Origin of the sequence: Curtobacterium sp. PhB142, assembly GCF_004341255.1 — a bacterium.
GTDB lineage: Bacteria > Actinomycetota > Actinomycetes > Actinomycetales > Microbacteriaceae > Curtobacterium.
Map to the genome: position 1 here is coordinate 295129 of NZ_SLUT01000004.1, position 23897 is coordinate 319025.

Consider the following 23897-nt stretch of genomic DNA (forward strand, 5'->3'; position numbering starts at 1 on the left):
TACGACTTCGGGGGATGAACCATGGCTGACCTGCACGGCAACGATCCGGTCGAGTTCGACAACGCCACGGCCGACGCACTCAGCACGGCACTGAACGGCGCGGCCGAGTCGATCGAGGGACAGGCCGGCTCACGGCAGTCCTACGTCACCACCGCGTCGCAAGAGTTCCGCGGGCACTTCTCCGAGCTCTTCGCGCAGAACGCGTCGACGGCAGCGTCCGACGGTTCGACGATCGCCGCGAACCTCCGCACCGTCGCGGGGTGGGTCGACAAGATGAAGGCCGCCGCCGAGCGGGAGAACGCTCGTCGCAAGGAAGCCCGCGACTGGGAAGCGGAGTACGGCGACCGGAACTTCTTCGAGTGGGTGCACGACAAGGTCGCCGGGGCCCCCGTGCCGCCCACCGTCCACCACGAGGACGCGCCGACCTTCGACCAGGCGACCGGACCGAGCACTCCGCGCCAGACACCGAACCCTGGCTCGGGCGGCGGGGGTGGGGGCGGGACGTCGTCCGCGAAGCCCGCCGACCTCCGCTCGTTCGCCACCGGGTCGTCGACGCTGAACCAATCCCTCGACGGCAAGCCGGCCGGTCTGCGCGGCAAGCTCACCGACTTCGCGTCGAAGTGCTCCTGGGGGCACATCGACGCGACGAGCCTGGTGAACGCCTTCGAGCAGTGGATCACCGCCAACGGCCAGGACGTCACGTGGGCGAACACCATCGCCGACGCGTTCGCTGCTGCCGGCGGTGAAAGCGCCGTCTCCACGGTCTCGGATGCCGCGCTCGCCGCAGCCCTGGCTGCCGCGGGGGTCTCGCAGTCCCGCACCGACCTGCAGTTCGATCCACCATCCGCCTACGGGGCCCAGCCGACCACCGGCTTCTCGATGGACCCGGTCAACACCACGACGGGCAACTTCCTCGAACCCGAGCTCGACCTCGGGTTCACCGGTGCATCTGCAGCGCTGCAGGTCACCCGCATGTACAACTCCCTCGACCAACACGTCGGACTCTTCGGTCCGGGATGGGCGTCGATCCTCGAGACCCGGCTGCTCATCGACGACGAAGGCGCGTCGTTCGTCGGCGCCGACGGTCGCCAGGTGCGCTTCCCGCGCGACGGCGAGGGGTGGGCCCGCGGCGTCGGCGAGAACCGCTGGCTCGCGGCCGAGGGCGACCGGCTCGTCGTCCGCGACAACCAGGGCGGGCGCATCGACTTCTCACCGTCCGGGCTGTGGCTCGGACAGCGTGGTGGGGCCGGCACCGCGGTCCGCGTCGAGCGGGACGCCGCCGACGTCGTCGTGCGCCTGGTGCACGAGCGCGGTCGCTCGATCGACGTCGACCACGTCGACGGCCGGGTGGCGGTGCTCCGCGCCTCCGACGGCCGCCGGGTCGAGTACGGGTACGACGATCGCGGCCGACTCGTCTCGGCGACCGATGCCGTCGGCAACCGGATCTACGGCTGGAACGACGACGACCTGATCACCACGGTCACGAGCGCGGCCGGTGTCGTCGAGGTCGACAACACCTACGACGACCAGCGCCGCGTCGTCGAGCAGGTCAGCCCGCACGGCCGCACCGTGCGCTTCGCCTACCTGCCCGGTCGTGTCACGGTGGTGTCCGACCACGACGGATCCAGGTCGAACTCCTACATCGCCGACGCCAAGGGGCGTCTCGTCGGGGTCATCGACTCCGACGACCGCCGCCAGTCGATGAGCTACGACCGCCACGGCAACCTGGTGTCGGCGACCGAGCGCGACGGGTCCGTCACCGTGCACGCGTACGACGACCGCGGCAGGAAGACCCGCACCGTCACGCCGTCCGGCGGTGACCTGACCTACGGGTACGACGAGCAGGACCGCGTCACGACCGTCGTCACCGAGGCCGGCGCCGTCGTCACCTACGAGTACGTGGGCGACGACCGCGACCCGTCGGTGATCACCGACCCGGTCGGCGGCCGGACGGAGCTGACCTGGCGAGACGGCGCGCTCACCCACGTCGTCGACCCGACCGGCGTGGTCCTGACCTTCGACCACGACGCGTTCGGCGAGCTCGTCGCGACCACGAACGCCGTCGGCGCCACCGCTCGGATCGAGCGCGACGCCGCCGGTCGCCCGGTCGCCGCCGTCAGCCCGTCCGGCGCCCGGAGCGAGTACCGCTACGACGCAGCGGGGCTCCTCGTCGAACGGCGTGACGCCGACGGGGCCGTCTGGCGCTTCGAGTACGGCGCCGGCTCACGCATCGCAGCGGTCGTGGACCCACTCGGAGCACGCACCACGTTCGACTACGCCCCGAACGGTGAACTCGCGACGACCATCGACCCGCTGGGTCGGCGTGTCTTGCGGACGTTCGACGACCAGGGGAACCTGGCGGAGCTCGCATTGCCGGGCGGCGCGGTCTGGACGTTCGCGCACGACGCGTTGTCGCGCCTCCAGGCCGTCACCGACCCCGCCGGCGCGACCTGGCGTCGTGAGTACGACGTCGTCGGCGAGCTGACGGCGACCATCGACCCGACGGGGGTCCGCCAGGAGTTCTCGGACGACGTCGCGACCGGCGTCGCGACCCTGCGTGACGCCTTCGACGCGGCGACCGTCCGGTTCGACGAGTACGGCCGACCCGTCGAGTCCACGTCTGACGAGACCGGTTCCGAACTCATCACCTACGACGCCGCCGGTCGCCCCGTCGAACTCGTCGACGGCGAAGGCGGACTGACCCGACTCGAGCGCGACCTCGCCGGTCGCGTCGTCGCGTTGGTCGCCCCCTCGGGCGCGCGCTCCACGTACGAGTACGACGCCTGCGGGCGTCCCGCCGCAGCCACCGACGCCGCGGGGGCGCGGACGACGCTCACCTACGACGCGGACTCCCGTGTCGTGGCCCGGACCCTGCCCACCGACGAGGTCGAGGAGATCACGTACGACGCCGTCGGGCGCGTGGTCACGCAGACGACTCCGGGTTCCGGCACCGCGCGGTTCCGCTACGACCAGGCCGGGAGGCTCGTCTCCAGCCACGACGCACGCTTCGGCCGTCGTCGGTTCCGCTACGACCCCGCGGGCCAGCTGATCCAGGTCGTCAACGGTCTCGACGGGGTCACCTCGTTCGAGTACGACGAGCGCGGGCGCCTGGTGACGATCACCGACCCTGCCGGCGGGACCACTCGACGCGAGTACGACGCCGCCGACCGTGTGGTCGCGGTCACCGACCCGCTCGGCCGGACGACCACCGCGGCCTACGACGCCGCCGGCCGTCAAGTCCGGCAAACGGATGCCGAGGGACGAACGACCGAGTGGACGTACGACGCGGCCGGCCGACAGCGGGCCGTGCTCGTCGACGGTGCGGTGCAGTCGGAGATCTCCCGCGACGCCGTCCACCGCACGGTCGTCGTGTCGGACCACACCCGTGGTGCCGGTCGGACGATCGAGCACGAGCTCCAGCGCGACCGCCGTGGCCTGCTCGTCCGCCGTGCCCGAGGCGACCGGTCCGTCGCGTGGGAGTACGACGCCGACGGCAACCGCACGGCTCGGGTCGACCCGAACGGCACCCGCACCACCTACCGCCGCGATGCCGTCGGCCGCGTCGTCGGGGTGGAACGGGACGGCGCCCCTGCCGGCACGTTCTCCTACGACGCCTCGGGTCGGATCGTCCAGGCGGCCACGGGCGAACTGGTGCAGTCGTGGTCGTACGAGGGCGGCGCACTCGTCGCGCACACCTCGACGACGCTCCACGCTGCCACCACCACGCGCATCGAGCGCGATGCCGACGCGCGGATCACCGCGATCGACGGACCGTCCGGAGTGGTGTCGTACGAGTACGACCCTGCCGGCCAGCTCGTCCGCGCCGGGGACTCGACGTGGACCTACGACGACCGTGGGCGACTCGTCGCCGAGACCGTCGGCGGTGTCGAGACGCGCCACGAGTACGACGCCACCGGACAGATCATCGCGACGATCACCGAGGATGGCCGGACCGAGTACGTCCACGACGGTCTCGGCCGACGAGTCCGGCGGACCGCCGCCGACGGGTCGACCACCGAGTACGCGTGGTCCGACCTCGGTTTCCTCGCGTCGGTGGTCGACCGTGACGCCTCGTACGCTGAGACCGGCCGGCTCGACGTCTGGGTCGATGCCCTGGGTGAGCTCGCCGAGGTGGGCGGGGTCGCGGCGTGGTGGGACTCCGCCGCGGTCGTTCCGTCGCTCATCAGCATCGCCGACACGTTGCTGCTCGACCTGCCGGGGGGTGTCACCGCGATCGGCGATGTCGTGACGCAGCCCGCGTGGCGCAGCGCGCGCCCCACCGATGCTGCGGATCCGTGGGCCGCGCTCGCTGCCGTCACCGACGTCGGACTGCCCGCGGGGGTGGCACTGACCGGTTCCGGCGGGGTGTCCGTCGCGGGGCTGGAGTGGCTCGGCGCCCGTGTGTACGACCCGGCGGCGCGGGGCTTCCTGTCGGTCGATCCGCTCGCGCCGATCCTGGGTGCGGCGTGGTCGGGGAACCCCTACTCGTACGCTGGCAACGACCCGTTGCAGGCCGTCGACCCGCTCGGGTTGCGGCCGGCGACGGACAAGGACCTGCAGGCGTACCGGGATGCGAACCAGGGTGCGATCGCTGGCGCCGGCAAGTGGATCGCCGACCACAAAGAAGCGATCGCGGCGACCGCGATGATCGTCGGGGCTGTGGCCCTCATGTTCGTTCCCGGAGTGAACATCGCAGTGATGGCGTTGGCCGCAGCCGGGTCGGGTGCGCTCATGGCCGGCGGGATCTCGATCATTCAGCAAGGTCCCGACAGCGGAAAAGTGAACTGGGGAGACGTGGGGCGCCAGATGGCGATCGGCGGAGCGGCGGGTTTGGTCGGAGGCGGTGCCGCCGGGGCCATCGCCAAGTACGGAACTCAGGCGACCAGGGCAGCCCTCCCGGCGATTCAGGGCATCGGTAACACGGGCGTTCGGAACGCAGTTCGTGCTGCAGTAGGCACTACGGGTCAACGAGCGGCTTCAGGAGGGTTGCAGCAAGCGACTTCGAACGTGCTCGACTACCGGATCAACGGCGAGGACCAGAACATCGGTGGATACGCGCAAGCGTTCGGCAGCGGCTTCGCTACTGGCGCGGGCGGCAGCGTCTTTGCTGGCAAGCTCGCCGGTGACCTTCGGCTGCCTCTGGTGAATAATGATGGCGTCGTGTCTCGAGCTGCCGGACTGGTCAACGAGGGCGCAGACCTCGCTGTCAATCATGTTGTCGGAGCGGGACAGTCCGTGGCCAACGAGATCGTGCGACCCAACGGTGACCGGGGGGCGGATCTGCTCCCGGATGCTCTGGGCGGACTCATCTCCGGGGCGAAGGGGCCACGTTGGCCCGGACATTGAGAGGGTGTGTGTAATGAGCGACGGTTCAACCGCGCGATCCGTCAGCAACGGTCCAGGTCATGTGAACAGGGAAGCCTACTCGAGGTCGCGTTGGATTCGCTATTTCTCGGCGCTCGGTGTATTGATTCTGATAGTCCTTGCCGTGTTTGTGGCTCCGGCGTCGCTGAATGCCTATGATGCGGCACACCATACCTGGATATCCTGCGAAGTGCAGTCCGCCCATGCGGAGACCGGTAGTAACGTAAGTCGAACGGGAATTGGCGGTTCACGTGCCGAGGTTGAAATACGCACGAAGGGTTGCGGGTCGCTGCTGCTGCGCGAAGGTGTCACCCAGGCGAATTCAAAGCGCGTTGCCACCAGTTTGGAGAAAAGTCCGAAGGTCCAGATCGAAGTAGGGTCGGGGTCCTACGCCATCCGATCGATTCTTGGCTTGATAAACCGCTTACCTACCGCTTACGGGTTCCGCGCTGCATAGCTCGTCGCATTGACTGGGTCATCCACCATCCCGAATCCAACCAAAGAAGGGGGGCGAAAGCCCTGGGTCATCCTCGCCGTTTGGGCATTCGGCGTCGTGGCATCGCTCATGATCCTGCTTGTGTGGCCCTATTGGATGAGCGCGTACGACGAAACGCACCGGAGGGCCGTGGCCTGCGATGTTTCTGATGCAGAAGTCTATGCAGGGTCCACGGTGAGCCGGACCGGCTTGGGTGCCCCGTTCTCGTACGTGAAAGTCGAGACGCGAGATTGTGGCGTACTCATCTTGCAGGGTGTCAAGAAGACAGTACAAGAACGGGTCGCACGAGACTTAGCGACTGGTGGGGAGACGCGGTTTTCTGTAGGCAAAGGGTCATGGTGGTTCCGGAGTGCGCTCAACTTGATAAATCGATACCCAACGGCATTCGATTACGAGCGATGAGTTCGCGTTCCTTGTCCTGATTGTTGGAGCATCCACATCGCCTCTCGTTGCGCGAGGGGAATCCTGCTTAGACTTTCGGTTCCCCTGAAGCTCCGAAGCAGTCCAACGGCCGACTGCATCGGAATCACCGAATACGAGGTCGTGGGATTGGACTCGTCGAGAAAGGCCAAAACAACTGCGTGGTGGCGTTGGGGTGGATCGGGCGTAGCGACTGTCGAGACAGTGAGCTGAATCGGAAGCCAGATTAGTGTCGGCTGACGGCAAGACTTAAATCATGTTTGAATGGACACGAATGGATGAGCCAGGAGCGATCGTGCGGCACCATCGACGTGTAGAACGCAGCAAGGGAAATGGCCGACGGGCCGCGCGGCCCATAAGAAGTACCCGTCGTCGTGTTCTTCGTGACCGCGCCAGCGCGATCGCCGTTCTCACGGGTGTCGTGGTGGTCCCTGTCTTGGCATTCGGTGCCGGCCCGTGGGTATTAGGGCAGTATGACGATGAGCACCGCGTGAACGTTGTCTGTCGCGTGCGGTCCGTTGCTGCGGAAGTTCATTCGTCGAGGGGCGGTTCGCAGCCCCAAGTGAACTTCCACACCGACTGTGGGAATCTGCTTTGGGTTGGCGGGGATCGCTCGAACGTGAACGATGTAGCGTCCGCAGTGAATGCGGGGGCAGAATACCGGTTCGAACTCGGCGCTGGCTCGTTCAAGCTCCGGAAAATGCTCAAGGTTGTGAAAGTGGTCCCTACGATCTACCGTTACACCGAGGTTCCCGGATAGCGTGTAGTCGGCTGGCGGATGGATGGTCGTTGTGCTGTTCTTGCGCGCGCGGACGGGGCAATGCTCCTTGGTGGGACCGAGCCCTTTCCCCGAGTACGACACGCAATGGTGAGTAGGACCGATCGGTGCGTCATGTCTGCGATTCAACAAGCGGAGCGCGGTCAGCGCCCGAAGACCCGCACGAACTCGTTCCACTGCGTCGGCGCACGCTGCTCGAGCCATGCGCACAGTTCCGGGTATGCCGCATCGATGGAGATGACGCTGATGACGCCGCCTTGCCCGTTCACCTTGATGTCCAGGCTGGGAGTCGTACGCCTCGGCTCGGCGACGTTTCTGCCCGATGCCGAGGTAGACGAACAGGAGCTCGAAGAGCACCATGCCGACGGCGGTGAACCCGTGCACTCCACGCCAGGCAGGAACAGCGGATTGAGGGATGCCATCAACGAAGCCGTGTCAGGTGCCGGCGGGCCCAGGGTTGGTCTCCGCAGCCGCTGATGCGGAACAACGAACATTGGAGTTGCAGTTGACGAGATCGGCGCTCGAGCGCGCTGCGCAGAGAAGGCGCGTGCGCAGGAGGCGGATCGTTGCTTCCATCGTCCTGGCGTTCGTTGTCTTGGTTCCGCTGCTCGGCTTCTTCGTCGGACCCATAACCTTGAAGGCGTACGACGCCGGACATCGGGTCGAGCCGATCTGCACAGTCAGCTCGGCGCACAGCAGCATCGGTTCGTCTCGTTCGTTGAAGGGCGTGGGGTCGTCGACATCTCAAGTCGTGTTGGAGACGTCTGACTGTGGAACGCTCGTGCTGCAGTGGGGTGTCACGCGCGACAACGAGGACGACATCGCCCGAAGTGTCGACGAGGGCGGGCGTTACAGATTCGACGTGGGAGAGGGGTCCTACAACATGCGGGGATTCCTGAACGCAATCCGCCAAGCCGTCTACGTGAAGAGCTTCGAGCCCGCTTGACCTCGCATCTGCCATTGACGACCATGCGCTCGACCGAGCCGAAGCTGGACGCTGATCGGAGCGCGGCGCTCAGCAGCCGGTGTTGAGCCCAGTTCCCACCGGGCTCGACTTCTTGCTCGCTGGTATCCGTGTCTGGGCCGGGATGCACGTCACGTTGTAGGTGGACATCGCGACTGGGTCCGCGTCCTTACTCGGGCGGTACTCCACGCAGACCGTTCCGCTGATGTTGGTCGACCTCTTCGTGATCTCCCACGTGCCGAGACGGTGGTGCTCGCCGAGCGGGTTCGCTTGCAAGTAGTCCTCGCTGTCCGCATCCAGCTCGCCTGCTGCGATCTACTCGAGCATGGAGCTGGCGGCAGCCTCGGCATTGGACGTGAGCCCTGGCTTGGTCGCCTTCCGTTGTGCCTGCGACATGTCTGGTTCCGCCGTCTGTACAGGGGCGGAATCGATGTTGGCCCCGCTGCAGCCGGTGATCGCCACCAGAATCGCTCCGAAGGGGAAGCCGAGGGCGCTGGTCGAACGGCGGGTGTTCATCGTCGTGTGCTCCTTTCGTGTCATCCCCCGAAGACCCGCACGAAGTCGTTCCACTGCGCCGGCGCACGCTGCTCGAGCCATCCGCACAGCTCCGGGTAGGCCGCATCGATGGAGATGACGCTGATGACGCCGCGCTGCCCGTTCACCTTGATGTCCAAGCCGCCGAACCGGTTGGTGGTGGGACGGATGTGCTTGATCGCCGTCGGGTCGATGGTCCGTGCTGCGCGGAACATCGGGGTGACCACCAGCTGGGAGTCGTACGCCTCGACGCGACGGCGCTTCTGCCCGACGCCGAGGTAGACGAACAGGATCCCGAACAGCACCATGGCGACAGCGGTGATGAGCATCCCGATCGCGTCAGGGTCGTCGAGCAGCGTGAGCGTGGCGAGGAAGAAGAACCCTCCCACGACGATGAACACGATCCCGATGATCCGGAGCAAGAGGTAGTTCCACCGGCGTGCGCGGACGGTGAAGAGCACGCCGTACGCCTCGTCGCCCACGACGGTGGACGGTGGTCGCTTGCGATCACTCCGGCGGACGAGCGCGCTGACGGCGGCCGGGATCGCGATCATCGCGATCAGCGCGATGAGGACCGGCGAGAGGTTGAGTGTCACCGATCTGCCCCCGGTCGTGCGTACGGACGTCGTCGTTCGGTGGGCCCGAAGCCCTGGTCCCCCTGGATCATGCGTGGAGAGTACCAGCGCGGTTGTGGACAGCGATCGTGCGACGCTCCGGATGCGATACGTTGTATGCCAGTCGGGGTGTGTGGCCCGAACGGGGGCGGCCAGGGTGGCCGATCGACGCGGACCCGACGTCATCGAGCAACTAGCATCGATGTGCTCGACGATTCTCTTGGGGGGAAGACCGTGATCAACCAGCGTGCCGGGAACACCGGAGCACGAAGCACTACTCGCCGGCTCGTGGGGGCGGTCGCCGTCACCGGCATCGCCGCGCTGGTGCTCGCCGGGTGCACGTCCGACGACAAGCCGGTGGCTGACCCGTCACGGATCCTGCAGACGGTCGACACGCGTCTGGCCGCGGACGGCTCGATCACGTCGATCTCCGACACTGCGATCTCGGTCGCGGGCAAGGACTCCTCGTCGGCGACGACCGACCACGACCCCGCCAAGGCGGCTGGCGACCTCCCGCTCCGCATCACGACGCAGTACTCGACGTCCGAGAAGACCGGTACCGACCTCGCCGACCTCGACGGGTAGTCGGGCCGGATCGCGATCGACCTGACGATCGAGAACCTCACGGTCACGTCGAAGAACCTGACCTACGACGTCGCCGGGACCTCTCGCTCGACGCCGGCGCTGGTGGGCGCGCCCTTCAGCGTCGCCGCTTCGACCGTCCTCACCGGCACCGCGGCCGACCGGATCGTCACCGATGCCGCTGACTCCGGTTCGTCCACGGACGGAGTCGTCAGCACGAACGAGGACGGGGACGCGGTCGTCCAGTGGGGCCGCCTGCTGGCACCGCCGACATCCGGCGCGAGCAGCACGCTGCACCTCGTCGCCGACGTCAAGGACTTCACGGCGCCCACGTTCGACGTCGCCGCGCAGCCCGGGCTGTCCACGGACCTGTCCTCCACGGGCGTCGTCAACGCGGCCTTCGGGTCCGACAGTGACTCCGAACTCGCGCTCCAGCGCCGCACGATCGACCTGATCTCGCAGGTGAACGAGGTGCTGGCGCGCGCCGGTGGCACCATCACCGAGGTCCGGTCGAACCTCGAGACCACGTCGAAGACCCTCGGCGTCAGCACCGCCGAGCGGCTCAAGGAGAGCAGCTCGTCCCTGGCAGGCACCATGCGGTCCCTGTCCGGCGAGCTCGGTTCCCTGAACGGCGATCTCGGCACGACCGTCAAGGCGACACAGTCCACCGTGCTGCAGCAGCTCCAGCAGACCACCACGAGTCTCGACAGCCTGCTCGGCGACACCTCGGCGACGGCGCCCGCTCCGGTCCTCGACGGGAACGGATGCGCGGCGACGCCCAAGACCTCGACCGCGGGCGGCAGCGTCTACGGCAACCTGCTCAGTGTCTCGTCGCAGCTCAAGGGCTACGCCGATGCGAGTGAGGCGTGCAAGCAGCAGGTGAGTGCGCAGCTCGCCACTGCCGTCGGCCCGAAGGCTCCGGACGCGACGACCTGCGCCGCGACGGACGCGCGAGACTCGCTGACCTGCACGCTCTACGAGTCGTCCACCGCGATCAACGGTTCGCTGATCGGCCTGGTGAGCACCGGGCAGGCACTCGCCGCGCGGCTGCAGCCGGAGACGGTGGACGCCGCGATCGCGAGCGCTGCCGACCTCGACACGCAGCTCACCCGCATCTCCGACGCACTGGACGAGTACGAGAACGGTGGGGACGGCGGCACCGGTGACGCACTGCGCGCGTTGTCGACGAGCGCGGACCAGATCGGCACGCGAATCGACGCACTGGCGACGGCCGTGCAGACGACGCACGACCGTGCCGAGGCGGCACGTGACCTGCTCGACGGTGCAGGGTTCCCGCTGTCGATGCAGCGCCAGAACTCGGCGGTCGCGGACCAGCTCTGCGCCCTCGCGACGCTCGGACAGCTCGACCAGGCCGATGCTGATCGCCTCCGCGGCTACCTGACGGCCGAGCCCTGCGCCGGTGCGCCCGAGGGAACCGTGCTCCAGCCCGGCCTCGGGTTCACCGACCCGATGGACGAACGACTGGACGACCAGACGACGCGCTGGCAGGAAGTCGTCGACTCGACCAGTGCCGACGCGACGACCGAGGGAACCATCGGCAGCGCGGTCGCCGGCCTGCGGACCGATCTGACCGCGCTCGACGACAGCATCCGCGCTGTCCGTGATGCTGTCCGTGGTGGGAGCGACGACGTGGGTTCCACGATCGAACGCCTTCGCGCAGCGGTCTCGGACGCCGACCGGTCGCAGACGGTCATCGCCACACAGCTCGGGACCGTCCGCCAGACGCAGATCGACCTCGCTGCGGAGGTCCAGAAGACCTTCGAGGACGCCTCCGACCAGTCGTCGGAGACCTTCAAGAAGGCCATCGACGCACAGGTGCGGAAGGTCTCGACCACGGCCTCCGAGAGCAACCAAGCCGTCCGCGACGCCTTCGACAAGTCGATCTCGGGCCTGCAGTCCACCGCTGACGAGGTCACGAAGGACTCGAAGGGCACGATCGACGAGCAGAAGAGCACGCTCGAGCAGGAAGGCTCGGAGCTCTCCTCGGCGGTCGACCGGCAGACGGCGTCCAGCCTCGAGCGGATCGCGGCCAGCACGAGCGCCTCGACGCGTGACGTGCAGGGCGCTTCGACGCTGCTGACCGGCGACCTCAACCGGGTGATGCTCGACCTCGGCGACCGCAAGGTCAACGGCTCCGGCATCCTCGGCGCCATGGCCACGAGCGCGGCGAAGTCCGACTCCGCCGACTACCAGCTCGCCCTGGCGTCGCAGAACGCCGCGGGATACGCGAACGTCCGCGCCGAGGACGTCGCCGGCATCCTGCTCCAGCAGGAGCAGTTCCGTGCATCGCTCGATGCGGCGACGACGCTGCCGGCGTTCCAGCTGAAGGTCCCCGCCAGCGCGACGTCGACCACGCTGTACACCTTCCGGATCGGGGCGGACCGATGAGCGACCAGACGACCGAAGCCACGGCGACCGAGAGCGCCGACGGAACGCGTCCGCGCAGCCGCCGTCCGCTGCTCTTCGTCGGCATCGCGGTGCTCCTGGTCGCCGCGGTGGTCGCCGCCGTCCTGACGTTCCGGGCGTTCGGCAGCAGCACCCCGGCCGAAGCGGTGTCGGCGACCGTGCCGGTGAAGATCACCGTGGCACACGTCCCGACGAAGACGAAGATCGGCATCATCGTCACGCTCGGAGACGGCGAGGGATCCGAGTGGAACGAAGCGGCGCAGGGTGCGCTGGTGGCGGAGCGTCGGCTCGCACTCGGCGGCACCGACGTCGCGCTCGTCACGAAGAACGACGGCGGAACCGCTGCCGGGGGCACGGCCGCGGTCGAGGCCCTCGCGAAGAGCGGGGTCGCGGGCATCGTCGTCGCCTCGTCGGGCAGCCACGTGTCCGGCGCCCTCACGGCTGCTGCGGCGAAGGGCATCCCGGTCGTCCTGCCCTACGCACCGGCGGAGAAGGACTCCTGGTCGACGGCGCCGGCGGCAGGCTCGATCAGCACGGCGATGACCACGGCACTCGGCGACGCCGACGCGCCACTGCTGGTCGACCTGGGCGGCGGTGCTCCGGCGGGCCTGCGGGTCGCGCACGTCCTGGACGGGGACGACACCGCGGACACTGCAGCGCTGGCCACGACCGTCGCCGAACGCACCGGCGCGACGAGCAACGAGGAAGACGCCGATGCCGATGCCGATGCCGATGCCGACGCCGACGCGAAGACGGTGACGCCGGACTCCGACGCCGTCGTCGTCAGCGGCTCCGCGGAACGCCAGGGTGCCTTCGTCGCCGCGCTCCAGGCCGAGGACGTCACGGTGCCGGTCGTCCTCACGCCGGATGCGACGAGCCCGGCGTTCGGCGCCGCACTCGTCGAGGCCGGCGGCAGCCTGAGCGGTTCCTTCCGGACCGTGGGCGTCGCCACCGACGACGCTCGAGCACTCGCCTCCGACGCCGGGGGCCGCGCGATGTCCGCCTTCCTCGGTGGTGTCCGGGTGCTCGCCGGTGACCAGGACGCCGAGAACCTGACCGGTGACCAGCCGTTCTCGGCGGTCGCGGGCGCAGCGGACTCGCGCAGCCACGACGCCGTCATCGCCCTGGTCCGCGCCGTCGGTTCGGCGCGGAGCGTCGAGCCGGCGGACGTCACCGACGCCCTCGCCGCGCTCGACCTCGACGCCGATGCGGGCATCGCCGGCCCCGCGCTCGACTTCACGCAGCAGCAGGCACTCGGGACGCCCGCGACGGTGCTCGCGGCGTCGGCACAGCAGCTCGGTCTCCGTCCGGCCAGCACCGCGTCCGGCGACGGCACCGGGAGCGGAACCGACGCTGCCCGGACCGCGTCGCTCGTCTGGTTCGACGACTCCAGCACGGACTGACCCACCCACGCACCGACCCGGAAGAGGAACGCGAGCATGCGCCTGTTGATCGAGCTCGACGACCGACGTGATGCGGTCGAGGTCGACGGGTGGTCCGGCGCATCCTCGCTCGGGGACCTCGTGTCCGCGGCCATCGGCCTCACGCTCGAACCCGGCACCACCCTGGCGGTCGACGGGCACCGCACCAGCGTCGACACCCCGCTCCGGGACCTCGTGCTGCTCGAGGGATCCCGCATCGGACGAACCCCCGAGGAGCGTCCGCTCGGCACCGACGGCTGGACCGTCACGCTCGCCGGCGGGCTCGAGGCCGGCCCCGTGGTGCCGGTCCCGCGCGGGCGGAAGCTCGTGGTCGGCCGGGCGCCGCAGGCCGACGTCGTGCTCCCCACCGAGAGCGCGTCGTGGGAGCACTGCACCGTCGAGCGCGAGGACGACGGTGTGCGGGTGCGTGATGCGGGATCGACGAACGGCACCGTCGTCGCCGGGGAGCGCATCGACGCCGAGGGCGTCCTGCTCACCGGGACGACGAGCGTCATCGTGGGCGGGGCCGTGCTGCTCGTCCGGCCGGCGCTCGACGAGGTCCCCGTGCCCGCGGCCGGCTCGGTGGCGAACCTGACCCCGGCGGCGACGGCACCGTTCAACCGCCCACCACGCGCCGGCCGGACCTCCGACGCCGAGACGGTCGTGCCGCCCGGACGCAAGGACGTGCCGCCGGCCTCGAAGTTCAGCTGGATCACCGTCGCGGCACCCCTGGTGCTCGCCGGCGCGATGGTGCTCCTGCTCGGCGACGCGCGGTTCGCGCTGTTCGCTCTGCTCTCCCCGGTCACCGCGATCGGCATGTGGTTCGAGCAGAAGCACCGCCGCGCGAAGAACCTGAAGGAGGAGGACACCCGCTTCGCCGAGGCCGTGGAGTCCTTCCGCGGTGAGATCTCCGAAGCCGCGGCCGTCGAGGCCGCCCGCCGCCAGGAGCTCGTGCCCGATCCGGCGACCGTGGTGCGGCGAGCCGAGCTGCCGACCACCCTGCTGTGGCAGCGTCGCTCGGATGACGAGGACTTCCTGAGCCTGCACGCCGGCACCGGGGACGCTCCTTGGCGGCCCGAGGTCGACCAGCGTGCAGCGTCCGCGAAGCTCGAGGACGAGGCGAAGGCCGCGATCGCCGACAGTCGTCTGACGGCCGCGCCGGTGGTTGCCGACCTGTCCGACGCTGGCGTCGTCGGGATCGTCGGCGACCGTCAGGGCGCCCTCGCCTTGGCGCGCAGCCTGCTCACGCAGGCCACCGTGCACTGCGGTCCAGCGGACCTGACGGTGGGTGTCTTCTGCGACGCGGGCCGCGCGGAGGACTGGGGGTGGGCCTCCTGGCTGCCGCACGCGCGTGTGGCGGGGAGCAGTACCGGCGCCCGCTGGATGTCGGCGCAGCGCGACCAGAGCGCGGCGATGCTCCGTGGCCTGCGGGAGTCGCTCGACGAGCTGCCGACGCCGAACCTGCTCGTCGTGGTCGACTCCGAGGTGCTCACCGAGGGACGGGATGCCCCGGCCCGCAACCTGCTCGGCCAGGGCCGCTCGGTACCCGGGCAGTCCCTGCGCCCGGGGGAGCGACCGCGCCGGGTGTGCGGCATCGTCATCGCGACGAACGAGCAGCAGCTCCCCGCCGCCTGTACGTCGATCATCACGGTCGGTGCCGATGCCGCCGCCACGGTCTACCGGCCGGAAGACCGGACCCGTGTCGAGGACGTCGTGCTCGCCGGCCTCAGCGTCGAGACCGCCGAGCGCAGCGCCCGCAGCGTGGCGCACTTCGACGATCCCGAACTGCTCGTGCCGGGGGCGTCCTTGCCCGCGCTCGTCCGCCTGCCGGAGCTGTTGTCGAGCGACGGGATCCTCACGGCGTGGGACACGCGCACGGGCTTCTCGACCCCGATCGGCTCGTCGGAGAGCGGTGTGCTCGAGATCGACCTGGTGCGCGACGGCCCGCACGGTCTGGTCGGCGGAACGACGGGTTCGGGCAAGAGCGAGTTCCTGCGGTCGCTCGTCGCCGGGCTCGCAGCGCGGAACGACCCGACGCGTCTGAACTTCCTGCTCGTCGACTTCAAGGGCGGGGCCGCGTTCGCCGCCTGCGAGCGACTGCCGCACACCATCGGCACGATCAGCAACCTCGACGAGCAGCTCGCCGACCGAGCGATCCGTGCGCTCGAGGCCGAGCTCGAGCGACGCCAGCGGGTGTTCGCCGCGGCCGGAGCCGACATCGACAACCTCGACGCCTACCTGGCGACGAAGCCGGTCGAGCCGATGCCGCGACTGCTGCTGGTCGTCGACGAGTTCGCGATGCTCGCGAAGGACTTCCCGGACGTCCTGACGTCGCTCGTCAGCATCGCCGCCGTCGGCCGCACACTCGGCGTCCACATGATCCTCGCCACCCAGCGGCCGGCCGGTGTGGTGAGCGAGGACATCCTCGCGAACACCAACATGCGGGTCGCCCTGCGGGTGCAGAGCCGCGAGGACTCGACGAACGTCATCGGGGTCCCCGCCGCAGCCGGGATCGGTCGACAACAGACCGGTCGCGCCTACGTCAAGCTCGGGCAGGACGACATCACCCCGGTGCAGACCGCCCTCGTCACCGGCCGAGCCCGTGACGAGCGTGCCGAGCAGCTGGTCTCGGTCCGTCCGACCGACGTGTTCGGTGTCCCCGCGCCGCTGCCGGCACCGGCGCCGACCGCGTCGGACGTCACCGACCTCGACCAGCTGATCGAGGCGATCGGGCAGGCCAACACGGCAGCCGGGTACGCCCCGCCGCGTCCGATCTGGCCCGAGGCGCTCGGCGACCGCGTCGAACTGGCGGAGCTCACCGAGCCAGGCCCGGGCGCCGACCGACGACCCGGCACCGTCCCCGTCGCCCTGGCCGACGACCCGGACCACCAGCGTCAGATCACCACCGGATGGGACCTCGACGAGGGCAACCTCATGCTCATGGGCATCCCCGGCAGCGGGACGAGCACCGCCCTCGCCACGATCGCGCTCCAGCTCGCCGCCGCGTCGAGCCCCGACGAGCTCGACCTCCTCGTGCTCGACATGGGTCCGGGGGACCTCGCTCCGCTCGCACAGCTACCGCACACGACGGCCTACGTCGGCTCCGGTGCCGGCGCGGGGGAGCTGCAGACGCGGTTCCTGCGGCACCTCCGCGTCGAGCTCGAGCGTCGCCGTGCGGCACCCGGTGGGCGCCGTGCCGTGGTGCTCATCGACGGCCTCGCCGCCCTGCGCGACGAGTACCAGGATTTCGAGGGCCAGCAGCTGCTCGACGCGCTCTACCGGGTGTACGCCGAGGGTCCCGCGCTCGGCATCTCGTTCGCGGTCTCGACGACGCGCGCGAAGGCGGTGCCGTCGGCGATGGACGAGGTCACCACGCAGAAGTGGATGTTCCGCCTCGCGGACCCCTACGACTACGCGTCCATCGGGGTCCGCCCCAAGGACGTCCCGCCGCCGGTGCCCGGCCGCTTCATCGACTCGACCAGGCGGCTGCAGTCGCACGTCGCGACGCCGGACGTCCCGCTCGCGCAGGCGGTCGCACGGATCGCGGAGATCCGGTCGGACGGTACGAAGAAGGCCAGTGCGGTCGGCCGGCTGCCCGACGCTGTGCTCGTGGACGAGCTCGGTGCCGGAGCGGTGTTCGCGGGTGAGCCCTGGCGGATCCCGATCGGCATCGCCGAGGACGACCTGCAGCCGGCGTCCGTCGAGGTCTACGACGGCGAACACGTGCTCGTCGCCGGCCCGGCGCGGTCCGGCAAGTCGAGCGTGCTCCTCGCCGTCGCCGAGCTCGCACGGACAGCCGAGGGTGTCCGTCCGGCGGTCTGGGCGATCTGCGACCGCCGGTCGCCGCTCGCCTCGGGTTCGTTCGACCGCATCGCCGTCGGCCCGGACGAGGTCCCGGCCCTGTTGGCTGGACTCCGCCTCGAGCGCGGCCCGGTCCTGCTGCTCATCGACGACGCGGAGCGGTTCGAGGACGGCGACCAGGCCATCGCGACGCTGCTCACGACCGAGCGCCCCGGGCTGTGCGTCGTGGCGGCCGGCCGGTCAGCTGACCTCCGGTCGCTGTACAGCCACTGGACCCGAGCGGTCCGGAAGTCCCGGTGTGGCGTCCTGCTGCAGCCGGACGTCGACTACGACGGCGAGCTGCTCGGTGTCACGCTCCCGCGTCGTGCACCGGTCGCGCTGACCGTCGGCCGCGGCTACGCCGCTTCAGGCGGGACCGTCCGTCTCGTGCAGACCGCGTCTGCTGGCAGCTGACCGAGACGCCGAGACCGTCGGCCGGGAGGCCCGTGGCCGCGTCCGCCACGGACGGCAGGATCGACCCGCAGTCACGACCAGAGCGCGCTCAGTCGCGCGTCGTGATCCCGAAGGGCGAGCTCTCGAGGTTCGTGAAGTTCCCCACCGTCGCCCGCACCGTGCACGACGGCGCGACCGACAGCGCCGTGACGACCAGCCCGTCGGACGACACCGCCAACGCCCCCGAGCAGCCGTCGGCGAACCGCACGCCGGACTCCCCGCCGGCCACATCGACGAGCATCTGCGACGGGCGTCCCGTGGCGGGACTGCGGTACAGCGGGTTGAGCTCGTCGGCGCCGTTCGGCCACACCGGCACGAGCGTCACCGGCAGGGCCGTCTGACTGACCGTGCGGTCGGGCGTCCGGACCTCGACGCCCTGCAGCCGCTGGACCGGGTAGGCGGTCCCGCGCACCGAGTCGTCGGTCACGGCAGCAGTGGTCGCCTCGCCGACGCCGTCGAGCCACGTCTGCAGCGCCGCGCCGTCCGTGACGGAGGCGAGCGGCACGGAGGCCTCGACCGTGACGTCGCCGCCGGCGGGGACCTCGACCCCGGACAGGGCCCAGGCACACGCGGCATCGACACCCGTCAGCGAGGGTTGGTTGCGCTTCGCCGAGATGCCCTCGCCGGACCAGGTGACCGCGGGGCAGGACGCCCCCGAGCGGGAGCCCGGCACGACCTCGAGGAACGGACCGGTCAGGGCCGATGCCTGCGCCGCGTACGTGACGCGCAGGTCGACGGTGCCCTTCGCGGGGTCGATGGTCGCGCGGCGGGTGGTGGCGAGGCCCGTGGGCAGTGGGCGGTCCTGCTGGTAGGCGTTGGCGGCCTGTGCGGTCGCGGTGCCGACGCCTGGCGTCTTCCGCAGCGCACCGGGCAGCCACACGACGCCACCGACGACCAGTGCGGCCACGAGCACGACGCCGATGCCGCCGAACAGGAGCGCACGGTTCGTCAGCCACTCGGGACGGGCGAACCGACGCGCCGGTGGGGGCTCGGCAGCGGGGGCGGCCGGCAGCGGCTGTCGGGCCATCGGCCGGATGACGGTCTGCGATCCGGCCGGGCCCAGTTCCGGAGCCGGCCCTGCCAGGGCTTCGTCCTCTAGTACCCCGGTGTCATCCCGATCAGCATCGCGCTCGGGACGGACCCCGCGGACCACGGTGGCGGGCCGCTCGACCTCGTCGAACGCGTCCGGGTCGCTCGTCGCGGCCAGCGCAGGGGCCGAGGCGAGGGACCGGGCGAGTCGCCGCAGGGTCGCCGCCGCGTCCGCTGCTGCCGGACGGCTGTTCGGGTCCTTCGTCAGCAGGGCGGACACCGCAGACCACAGCGCATCGGGCACGTCGAGCGGCGGCGGGTTCGACGTGACGTGCCGGTACGCCACGGCGAAGTCCGTGCCCGGTCCGGCGAAGGGTGTGCGGCCGGACAACAGCTCGTAGAGCATGACCCCGGCGCCGTAGACGTCCGCAGCGGGACCCGCGCGGCCGTGGCTGATCGACTCGGGCGCCATGTACTGCGGCGTGCCGAGGAGCCCGGTGGTGGTGCGCTCGCGCTCGGCGACGACCGACGCGATGCCGAAGTCGGTGACCCGGACGTCGCCCGTCGCACCGGCGGCCCAGGGGGTCTGGAGCAGCACGTTGTCGGGCTTGACGTCGCGGTGGGTCACGTCGCGTTCGTGTGCCGCGGCGAGGGCATCGAGGGTCTCGGCGGTGATCGTCAGAGCGTCCCGCGGGGTCAGCGGACCGTTCGATGCGAGCAGATCGCGCGCGGACCCACCGGGCACCAGGTCCATGACGATCGCGAGCCGGTCGCCCTCGACGACCAGGTCCCGCACCCGCACGATCGAGGGGTGCTGCAGCGCGAGGAGCACCGAGCGCTCGCGGACGAAGCGTTCGACGATCTGCGGGTCGGCGGCGAGCTCAGCGCGGAGCAGCTTCGCAGCGACGTGCTCGCCGGTCGCGGTGTGTTCTGTCCGCCAGACCTCGCCGGTGGCACCGGTCCCGAGCAGCTCGACCAACCGGTACGACGCACCGAGTGGCTCACCCTGACCGTACTGCGCCACTGCGTCCCCGACTTCCCGATTCCCCCGCTGGCCGACCCCTCGCCGACCACGCAATGTTACCGGCCGGTCGGCGCCTCCGCCTGCCCCGGCGCGGCGTACTGCACGTCGATCGCGTACTGCTCGAACCCGGATCGCCGGTACAGCGCCAGCGCGGGTTCGTTGTCGCCCTCGACGTACAGTGCGGCGGCGGTCAGCCCACGGCCGCTGAGTCGAGCGGTCCCGGCACGCATGAGCACCCCGCCGAGCCGTTGCCCCTGCAGGTCGGGTCGGACAGCGACGGCGTAGAACTCGCCGATGCCGTCCTCGACCTTGAGCCAGCACGAGCCTGCCAGCTGCCCGGAGGCGTCGCGGAGCAGCAGCAGGTCCTCGCCGGAGAACCAGGCGTCCGACTCGCGGGCGTGCAGGTCGTCGAGCGTCATCCGGCCCTGCTCGGGGTGGTGTGCGAAGGCCGCGGCGTTCAGGGCGAGCCAGTCGGCCTCGTCCTCGGTGCCGGGTCGGAAGGCGGACAGGCTGTACCCGGCCGGCACGTCGACGGACGGGGCGTCGGTACCGTCGATCGGCGCCCGGAGCTGCAGCAGTGTCCGAACCGCGCGCCAGCCGAACCGATCGGCCAGGGCCCGCGCTGCGGGGTGGTCCCCGTGTGCCCAGGCGAGCACGGGAGCGGCCCCGCCGCCCAGCGCGAGCGCCTGCGTCACGAGGGCAGTGCCGGTGCCGCGACCACGGGCCTCCCGGTCGACCACGAGTTCCAGCTCGCCGTCACGGACCACGGCGACCCCGTCGTCGACGGCGAGGACGGTCGCGCGCCCGGCGCGGACGTCGACCAGGGTCTGGTCCGAGAACGGCGGTGCTTCACCGGGCACGACGAACCGCGCGAGGTCCGGCACTACTGGCCCATCAGGCGCTCGGCCTCGTCGTCGTAGACGTTGAAGCGGTAGCCGACGTTGCGGACCGTGCCGATGAGCGACTCGAGGTCGCCGAGCTTGGCGCGGAGACGTCGGACGTGCACGTCGACCGTGCGGGTGCCGCCGAAGTAGTCGTAGCCCCAGACCTCGCTGAGCAGCTGCTCGCGCGTGAAGACGCGGGACGGGTGCGTGGCGAAGAAGCGCAGGAGCTCGAACTCCTTGAACGTCAGGTCGAGCGGCCGGCCGCGGACCTTCGCCGAGTAGCTGGCTTCGTCGATGACGACACCCGACGCCTGGATCTTCGAGCTGGACTGCCCCTTGGCCGCACGGCCCGCGGACAGCCGGATGCGGGCGTCGATCTCGGCCGGGCCCGCGCTCTCGAGCACCACGTCGTCGACGTTCCACTCGCTGTTGACGGCGGTCAGGCCACCCTCGGTCACGACGAGCACGATGGGCGTCGTCGAGCCGGACGAGGCGAGGATCTTGCACAGGGCCTTCGCGCTGACCAGGTCGGTGCGGGCGTCCACGAACATCAGGTCGCTCTGCGGCGCGTTGACCAGCTGTGCGGCCTCGGCCGGCACGTGACGGATCCTGTGGCTCAGGAGACCGAGGCTCGGCAGGACGTCGCCGGGCGCGGTCGAGGTGAGTACCAGGAGCTGTGCCACAGGACCTCCGCAGGTGGATGACGTCGTGGACACATCCTAGTGATGCTCGGGAAGTCCTCATCCGGCCGGACGGTTTGCGCGGCAACCCGCAAGCGCGCGCCGGGCGCGGAGCCGCTGCGCCTGCGCGCCGGGCGTGACGCCTGTCATGATGGAACGCGTGACCCAGCCAGTGCAGCCCACCGACCAGCGGCGCCTCAAGCTGACGTCCGTCCTGCCGGTCTGGATCCTGGCCGTCGTCGGGGCGGTGCTCGTCCTGACGCTCGCCGAGCGCGACGCCTTCGCCTGGCTGCTGCTCGTGTTCGTCGCCTGCGTGATGGTGAGCTTCGTGCTCCAGCTCATCACCGCGACGAAGGACGGACTGGTCGAACGGATCAGCATCGCGTCGTCCGGTGCCTTCGTCGTGGTGCTCGTCACCGCGGTGGTGCTCCTGGCGCGTTGAGCCGAGCCGCGTAGACTCCGGGGCATGGATTCGCTGCTTGCGCTCGAGCTGTTCTACGTGGGCCTCCTCGGCCTGGCGTCGCTCGCGATCGCGTTCATCTCGGTCGTCGTCGTCGTGAAGCTGTTCAAGGGTCAGCGTTGATCGAGCTCCCCGAGGGCCTGGCGCCCGAACTGGTCCCGTTGTCGTGGCTCGTCGGCGTCTGGGAGGGCACCGGCGTCGTGGAGTACCCCGTCGGTGACGAAGAGGCACCCCGCACCTACGAGTTCGGCCAGCGCGTGAGCTTCAGCCACGACGGCCTGCCGTACCTCAACTACTCGTCCACGACCTGGCTGCTCGACGACGACAACACCCCGCTCGCCGCCGAGATGGGCTACTGGCGGATCGATCGTCCGACCGAACCCGGCGACCGCGGCCCCGCGATGCTCCTGGGCGAGGGACCGACGCCGTTCACCACCGTCGAGAGCGTCGAGGCGCTGCGCAACACCACCGACGGCTTCGACGTCGAAGCCGCGATCGTGCACCCGACGGGCGTCAACGAGCTCTACGTCGGCCGCGTCCTCAAAGGCCGGATCGACCTGGCCACCGACGCCGTGATGCGCTCGCCGAACGCGAAGGACTACTCCGCCGCGACCCGCCTGTACGGCCTGGTCGAGGGCAAGTTGTTCTGGGCGTGGGACATCGCCGCCCTCGGTCGCGAACTCACCTCGCACGCCTCGGGGCAGCTCGCGAAGGTCGACTGATGTCGGCGTTCGCGGTGCGCGACGGCTTCGTCGCGGCATCTGATGCGCCCGGCGCACCTGCAGCCCACTTCGGCAACCCCCTGGGTGAGCAGCGGCTGCTGGCCCGTGGCCGCGCGGTCGTCGAGCTCGGTCTCGGTGTCGTCACCGTCTCCGGGCCGGACCGCCTGTCGTGGCTCAACTCGATCACCTCGCAGCAGCTGACCGGCCTGCCGACCGGCGTCAGCACCGAGACCCTCGTGCTCGACCAGTCCGGCCGGGTCGAGCACGCCGCCCGCGTGGTCGACGACGGTGCGGTCGTGTGGCTCCTCACCGAGCCGCAGGACGCCGCGCCGCTCGCCACCTGGCTCGACTCGATGCGCTTCATGCTCCGGGTCGAGGTCGCCGACCGTTCGGCCGACTTCGCGACCCTCGGCTGGTTCGGCGAGGCCGCCCCGTTCGCGTCGACCGTCCTGCCGGACCCGCCCGTCGTCGAGTGGGTCGACCCGTGGGCGGCCGTCACGCCCGGTGGATGGAGCTACGCCGACCAGGAGGCCCATCCCGGCTCCGACTGGACCCTCCGCATCGCCGTGGTCACGCCCGGCACCTCGGCCGCGATCGCTGCGTCGGACGAACCCGTCGCGGGGCTGCTCGCGTACGAGGCACTCCGGATCGCCGCCTGGCGTCCGACGCTGTCCGATGCCGACGAGCGCACCATCCCGCACGAGCTCGACTGGCTCCGCTCCGCCGTGCACCTGACGAAGGGCTGCTACCGCGGGCAGGAGACCGTCGCGAAGGTGCACAACCTGGGCCACCCGCCGCGTCGGGTCGTGCAGCTGCACCTCGACGGCTCCGACGCCGTCCTGCCGGCTCCGGGGACTCCCGTGATGCTCGGCGACAAGGAAGTCGGGCGACTGTCGGCCTCGGCGGTCCACCACGAGCTCGGCCCGATCGGGCTGGCCGTGGTCAAGCGTTCCCTCGACCCCACCGCGACGCTGACGCTCATCGCCGACGACGTCGTGGTGACGGCGGCGCAGGAGACCATCGTCCCGCCGGAGGCCGGCGCCACGGCGAACGTCCCTCGGCTGCCCCGGCTCGGAGCCGTCAAGCGCTCCTAGGCTCCGTCCGGCGGTCGTCGGTCGCCTGGTGTGCGCGCAGGTTTCCGACAGACCACGAGTTGATCGACTGGTGTTCCGTCGGGTGATGCGCACGCATCGTGTGCGTGTGCA

The 23897-nt window shown here is 70.2% G+C and carries 16 protein-coding genes; 10 read left to right on the plus strand and 6 right to left on the minus strand.

What is annotated here, in order from left to right; translation table 11 throughout:
• Nucleotides 1-21: 21 nt before the first annotated feature.
• Together EDF31_RS10160 and EDF31_RS10165 are read left to right on the plus strand one after the other, a co-directional pair.
• Complete coding sequence (locus tag EDF31_RS10160; RefSeq protein WP_131846034.1) at nucleotides 22-5346, plus strand: DUF6531 domain-containing protein; 5325 nt, start codon at nucleotides 22-24, stop codon at nucleotides 5344-5346.
• Between the two features lie 13 nt (nucleotides 5347-5359).
• Nucleotides 5360-5821 carry a hypothetical protein gene (locus tag EDF31_RS10165; RefSeq protein ID WP_131846035.1) on the plus strand — a complete coding sequence of 154 codons (462 nt, stop codon included), beginning with the start codon at nucleotides 5360-5362 and terminating at the stop codon, nucleotides 5819-5821.
• A 1380-nt stretch (nucleotides 5822-7201) separates the two neighbouring features.
• Here EDF31_RS10165 and EDF31_RS19950 read toward each other — a convergent pair.
• On the minus strand, nucleotides 7202-7480 hold the full coding sequence (locus EDF31_RS19950; RefSeq protein WP_131973738.1) for a hypothetical protein: 279 nt from the start codon (nucleotides 7478-7480) through the stop codon (nucleotides 7202-7204).
• On the opposite strand from EDF31_RS19950, the gene EDF31_RS10175 reads away from it, so the two are divergent.
• Complete coding sequence (locus EDF31_RS10175; protein ID WP_131973739.1) at nucleotides 7474-8004, plus strand: hypothetical protein; 531 nt, start codon at nucleotides 7474-7476, stop codon at nucleotides 8002-8004. The genes EDF31_RS19950 and EDF31_RS10175 overlap by 7 nt on opposite strands.
• A 333-nt stretch (nucleotides 8005-8337) precedes the next feature.
• Here the strand turns inward: EDF31_RS10175 and EDF31_RS10180 are convergent, their stop codons facing one another.
• Together EDF31_RS10180 and EDF31_RS10185 are read right to left on the minus strand one after the other, a co-directional pair.
• On the minus strand, nucleotides 8338-8538 hold the full coding sequence (locus tag EDF31_RS10180) for a hypothetical protein (protein ID WP_131846038.1): 201 nt from the start codon (nucleotides 8536-8538) through the stop codon (nucleotides 8338-8340).
• Between the two features lie 20 nt (nucleotides 8539-8558).
• On the minus strand, nucleotides 8559-9152 hold the full coding sequence (locus EDF31_RS10185; RefSeq protein ID WP_131846039.1) for a hypothetical protein: 594 nt from the start codon (nucleotides 9150-9152) through the stop codon (nucleotides 8559-8561).
• A gap of 252 nt (nucleotides 9153-9404) precedes the next feature.
• Here EDF31_RS10185 and EDF31_RS10190 point away from each other — a divergent pair, with 252 nt between their 5' ends.
• The 4 genes from EDF31_RS10190 (at nucleotide 9405) to EDF31_RS10205 (ending at nucleotide 17854) form a co-directional block, all read left to right on the plus strand.
• A complete protein-coding gene (locus EDF31_RS10190) occupies nucleotides 9405-9755 on the plus strand; it encodes a hypothetical protein (RefSeq protein WP_131846040.1) in 351 nt (116 codons plus the stop codon).
• Nucleotides 9756-9857: 102 nt separating this feature from the next.
• The gene (locus EDF31_RS10195; RefSeq protein ID WP_131846041.1) at nucleotides 9858-12161 is read left to right on the plus strand and encodes a hypothetical protein; all 2304 of its coding nucleotides are present in this window, start codon (nucleotides 9858-9860) and stop codon (nucleotides 12159-12161) included.
• Nucleotides 12158-13582, plus strand: a complete 1425-nt coding sequence (locus EDF31_RS10200) for a hypothetical protein (RefSeq protein ID WP_131846042.1) — start codon at nucleotides 12158-12160, stop codon at nucleotides 13580-13582. The genes EDF31_RS10195 and EDF31_RS10200 overlap by 4 nt, the downstream gene beginning before the upstream one ends.
• A gap of 36 nt (nucleotides 13583-13618) precedes the next feature.
• Nucleotides 13619-17854: an FtsK/SpoIIIE domain-containing protein gene (locus EDF31_RS10205; RefSeq protein ID WP_131846043.1), complete on the plus strand. Its 4236-nt coding sequence runs from the start codon at nucleotides 13619-13621 to the stop codon at nucleotides 17852-17854.
• An 88-nt stretch (nucleotides 17855-17942) separates the two neighbouring features.
• On the opposite strand, the gene EDF31_RS10210 is transcribed toward EDF31_RS10205, so the two are convergent.
• Genes EDF31_RS10210 through EDF31_RS10220 form a run of 3 tightly spaced genes read right to left on the minus strand, consistent with a single transcriptional unit; the run spans nucleotide 17943 to nucleotide 21513 of the window.
• Nucleotides 17943-19946 carry a serine/threonine-protein kinase gene (locus EDF31_RS10210; protein ID WP_131846044.1) on the minus strand — a complete coding sequence of 668 codons (2004 nt, stop codon included), beginning with the start codon at nucleotides 19944-19946 and terminating at the stop codon, nucleotides 17943-17945.
• Between the two features lie 56 nt (nucleotides 19947-20002).
• Nucleotides 20003-20830, minus strand: coding sequence for a mycothiol synthase (gene mshD, locus EDF31_RS10215; protein WP_131846045.1), 828 nt, complete (start codon nucleotides 20828-20830; stop codon nucleotides 20003-20005).
• Nucleotides 20830-21513 carry a response regulator transcription factor gene (locus EDF31_RS10220; protein ID WP_123293289.1) on the minus strand — a complete coding sequence of 228 codons (684 nt, stop codon included), beginning with the start codon at nucleotides 21511-21513 and terminating at the stop codon, nucleotides 20830-20832. The genes mshD and EDF31_RS10220 overlap by 1 nt, the downstream gene beginning before the upstream one ends.
• Nucleotides 21514-21670: 157 nt before the next feature.
• Here EDF31_RS10220 and EDF31_RS10225 point away from each other — a divergent pair, with 157 nt between their 5' ends.
• From EDF31_RS10225 to EDF31_RS10235, 3 genes are all read left to right on the plus strand, one after another.
• A complete protein-coding gene (locus EDF31_RS10225; protein ID WP_123936868.1) occupies nucleotides 21671-21952 on the plus strand; it encodes a hypothetical protein in 282 nt (93 codons plus the stop codon).
• 137 nt (nucleotides 21953-22089) lie between these two features.
• Entirely contained in the window at nucleotides 22090-22692 is a 603-nt protein-coding gene (locus tag EDF31_RS10230; RefSeq protein WP_131846046.1) for an FABP family protein, read from the plus strand.
• A complete protein-coding gene (locus tag EDF31_RS10235; protein WP_131846047.1) occupies nucleotides 22692-23786 on the plus strand; it encodes a folate-binding protein YgfZ in 1095 nt (364 codons plus the stop codon). The genes EDF31_RS10230 and EDF31_RS10235 overlap by 1 nt, the downstream gene beginning before the upstream one ends.
• Nucleotides 23787-23897 lie beyond the last annotated feature (111 nt).

Coding starts and splice junctions, on each gene's coding strand:
- EDF31_RS10160 (WP_131846034.1), top strand. CDS start 22: ATGGCTGACCTGCACGGCAACGATCCGGTCGAGTTCGACAACGCCACG.
- EDF31_RS10165 (WP_131846035.1), top strand. CDS start 5,360: ATGAGCGACGGTTCAACCGCGCGATCCGTCAGCAACGGTCCAGGTCAT.
- EDF31_RS10175 (WP_131973739.1), top strand. CDS start 7,474: ATGCCATCAACGAAGCCGTGTCAGGTGCCGGCGGGCCCAGGGTTGGTC.
- EDF31_RS19950 (WP_131973738.1), bottom strand. CDS start 7,480: ATGGCATCCCTCAATCCGCTGTTCCTGCCTGGCGTGGAGTGCACGGGT.
- EDF31_RS10180 (WP_131846038.1), bottom strand. CDS start 8,538: ATGAACACCCGCCGTTCGACCAGCGCCCTCGGCTTCCCCTTCGGAGCG.
- EDF31_RS10200 (WP_131846042.1), top strand. CDS start 12,158: ATGAGCGACCAGACGACCGAAGCCACGGCGACCGAGAGCGCCGACGGA.
- EDF31_RS10205 (WP_131846043.1), top strand. CDS start 13,619: ATGCGCCTGTTGATCGAGCTCGACGACCGACGTGATGCGGTCGAGGTC.
- EDF31_RS10235 (WP_131846047.1), top strand. CDS start 22,692: ATGTCGGCGTTCGCGGTGCGCGACGGCTTCGTCGCGGCATCTGATGCG.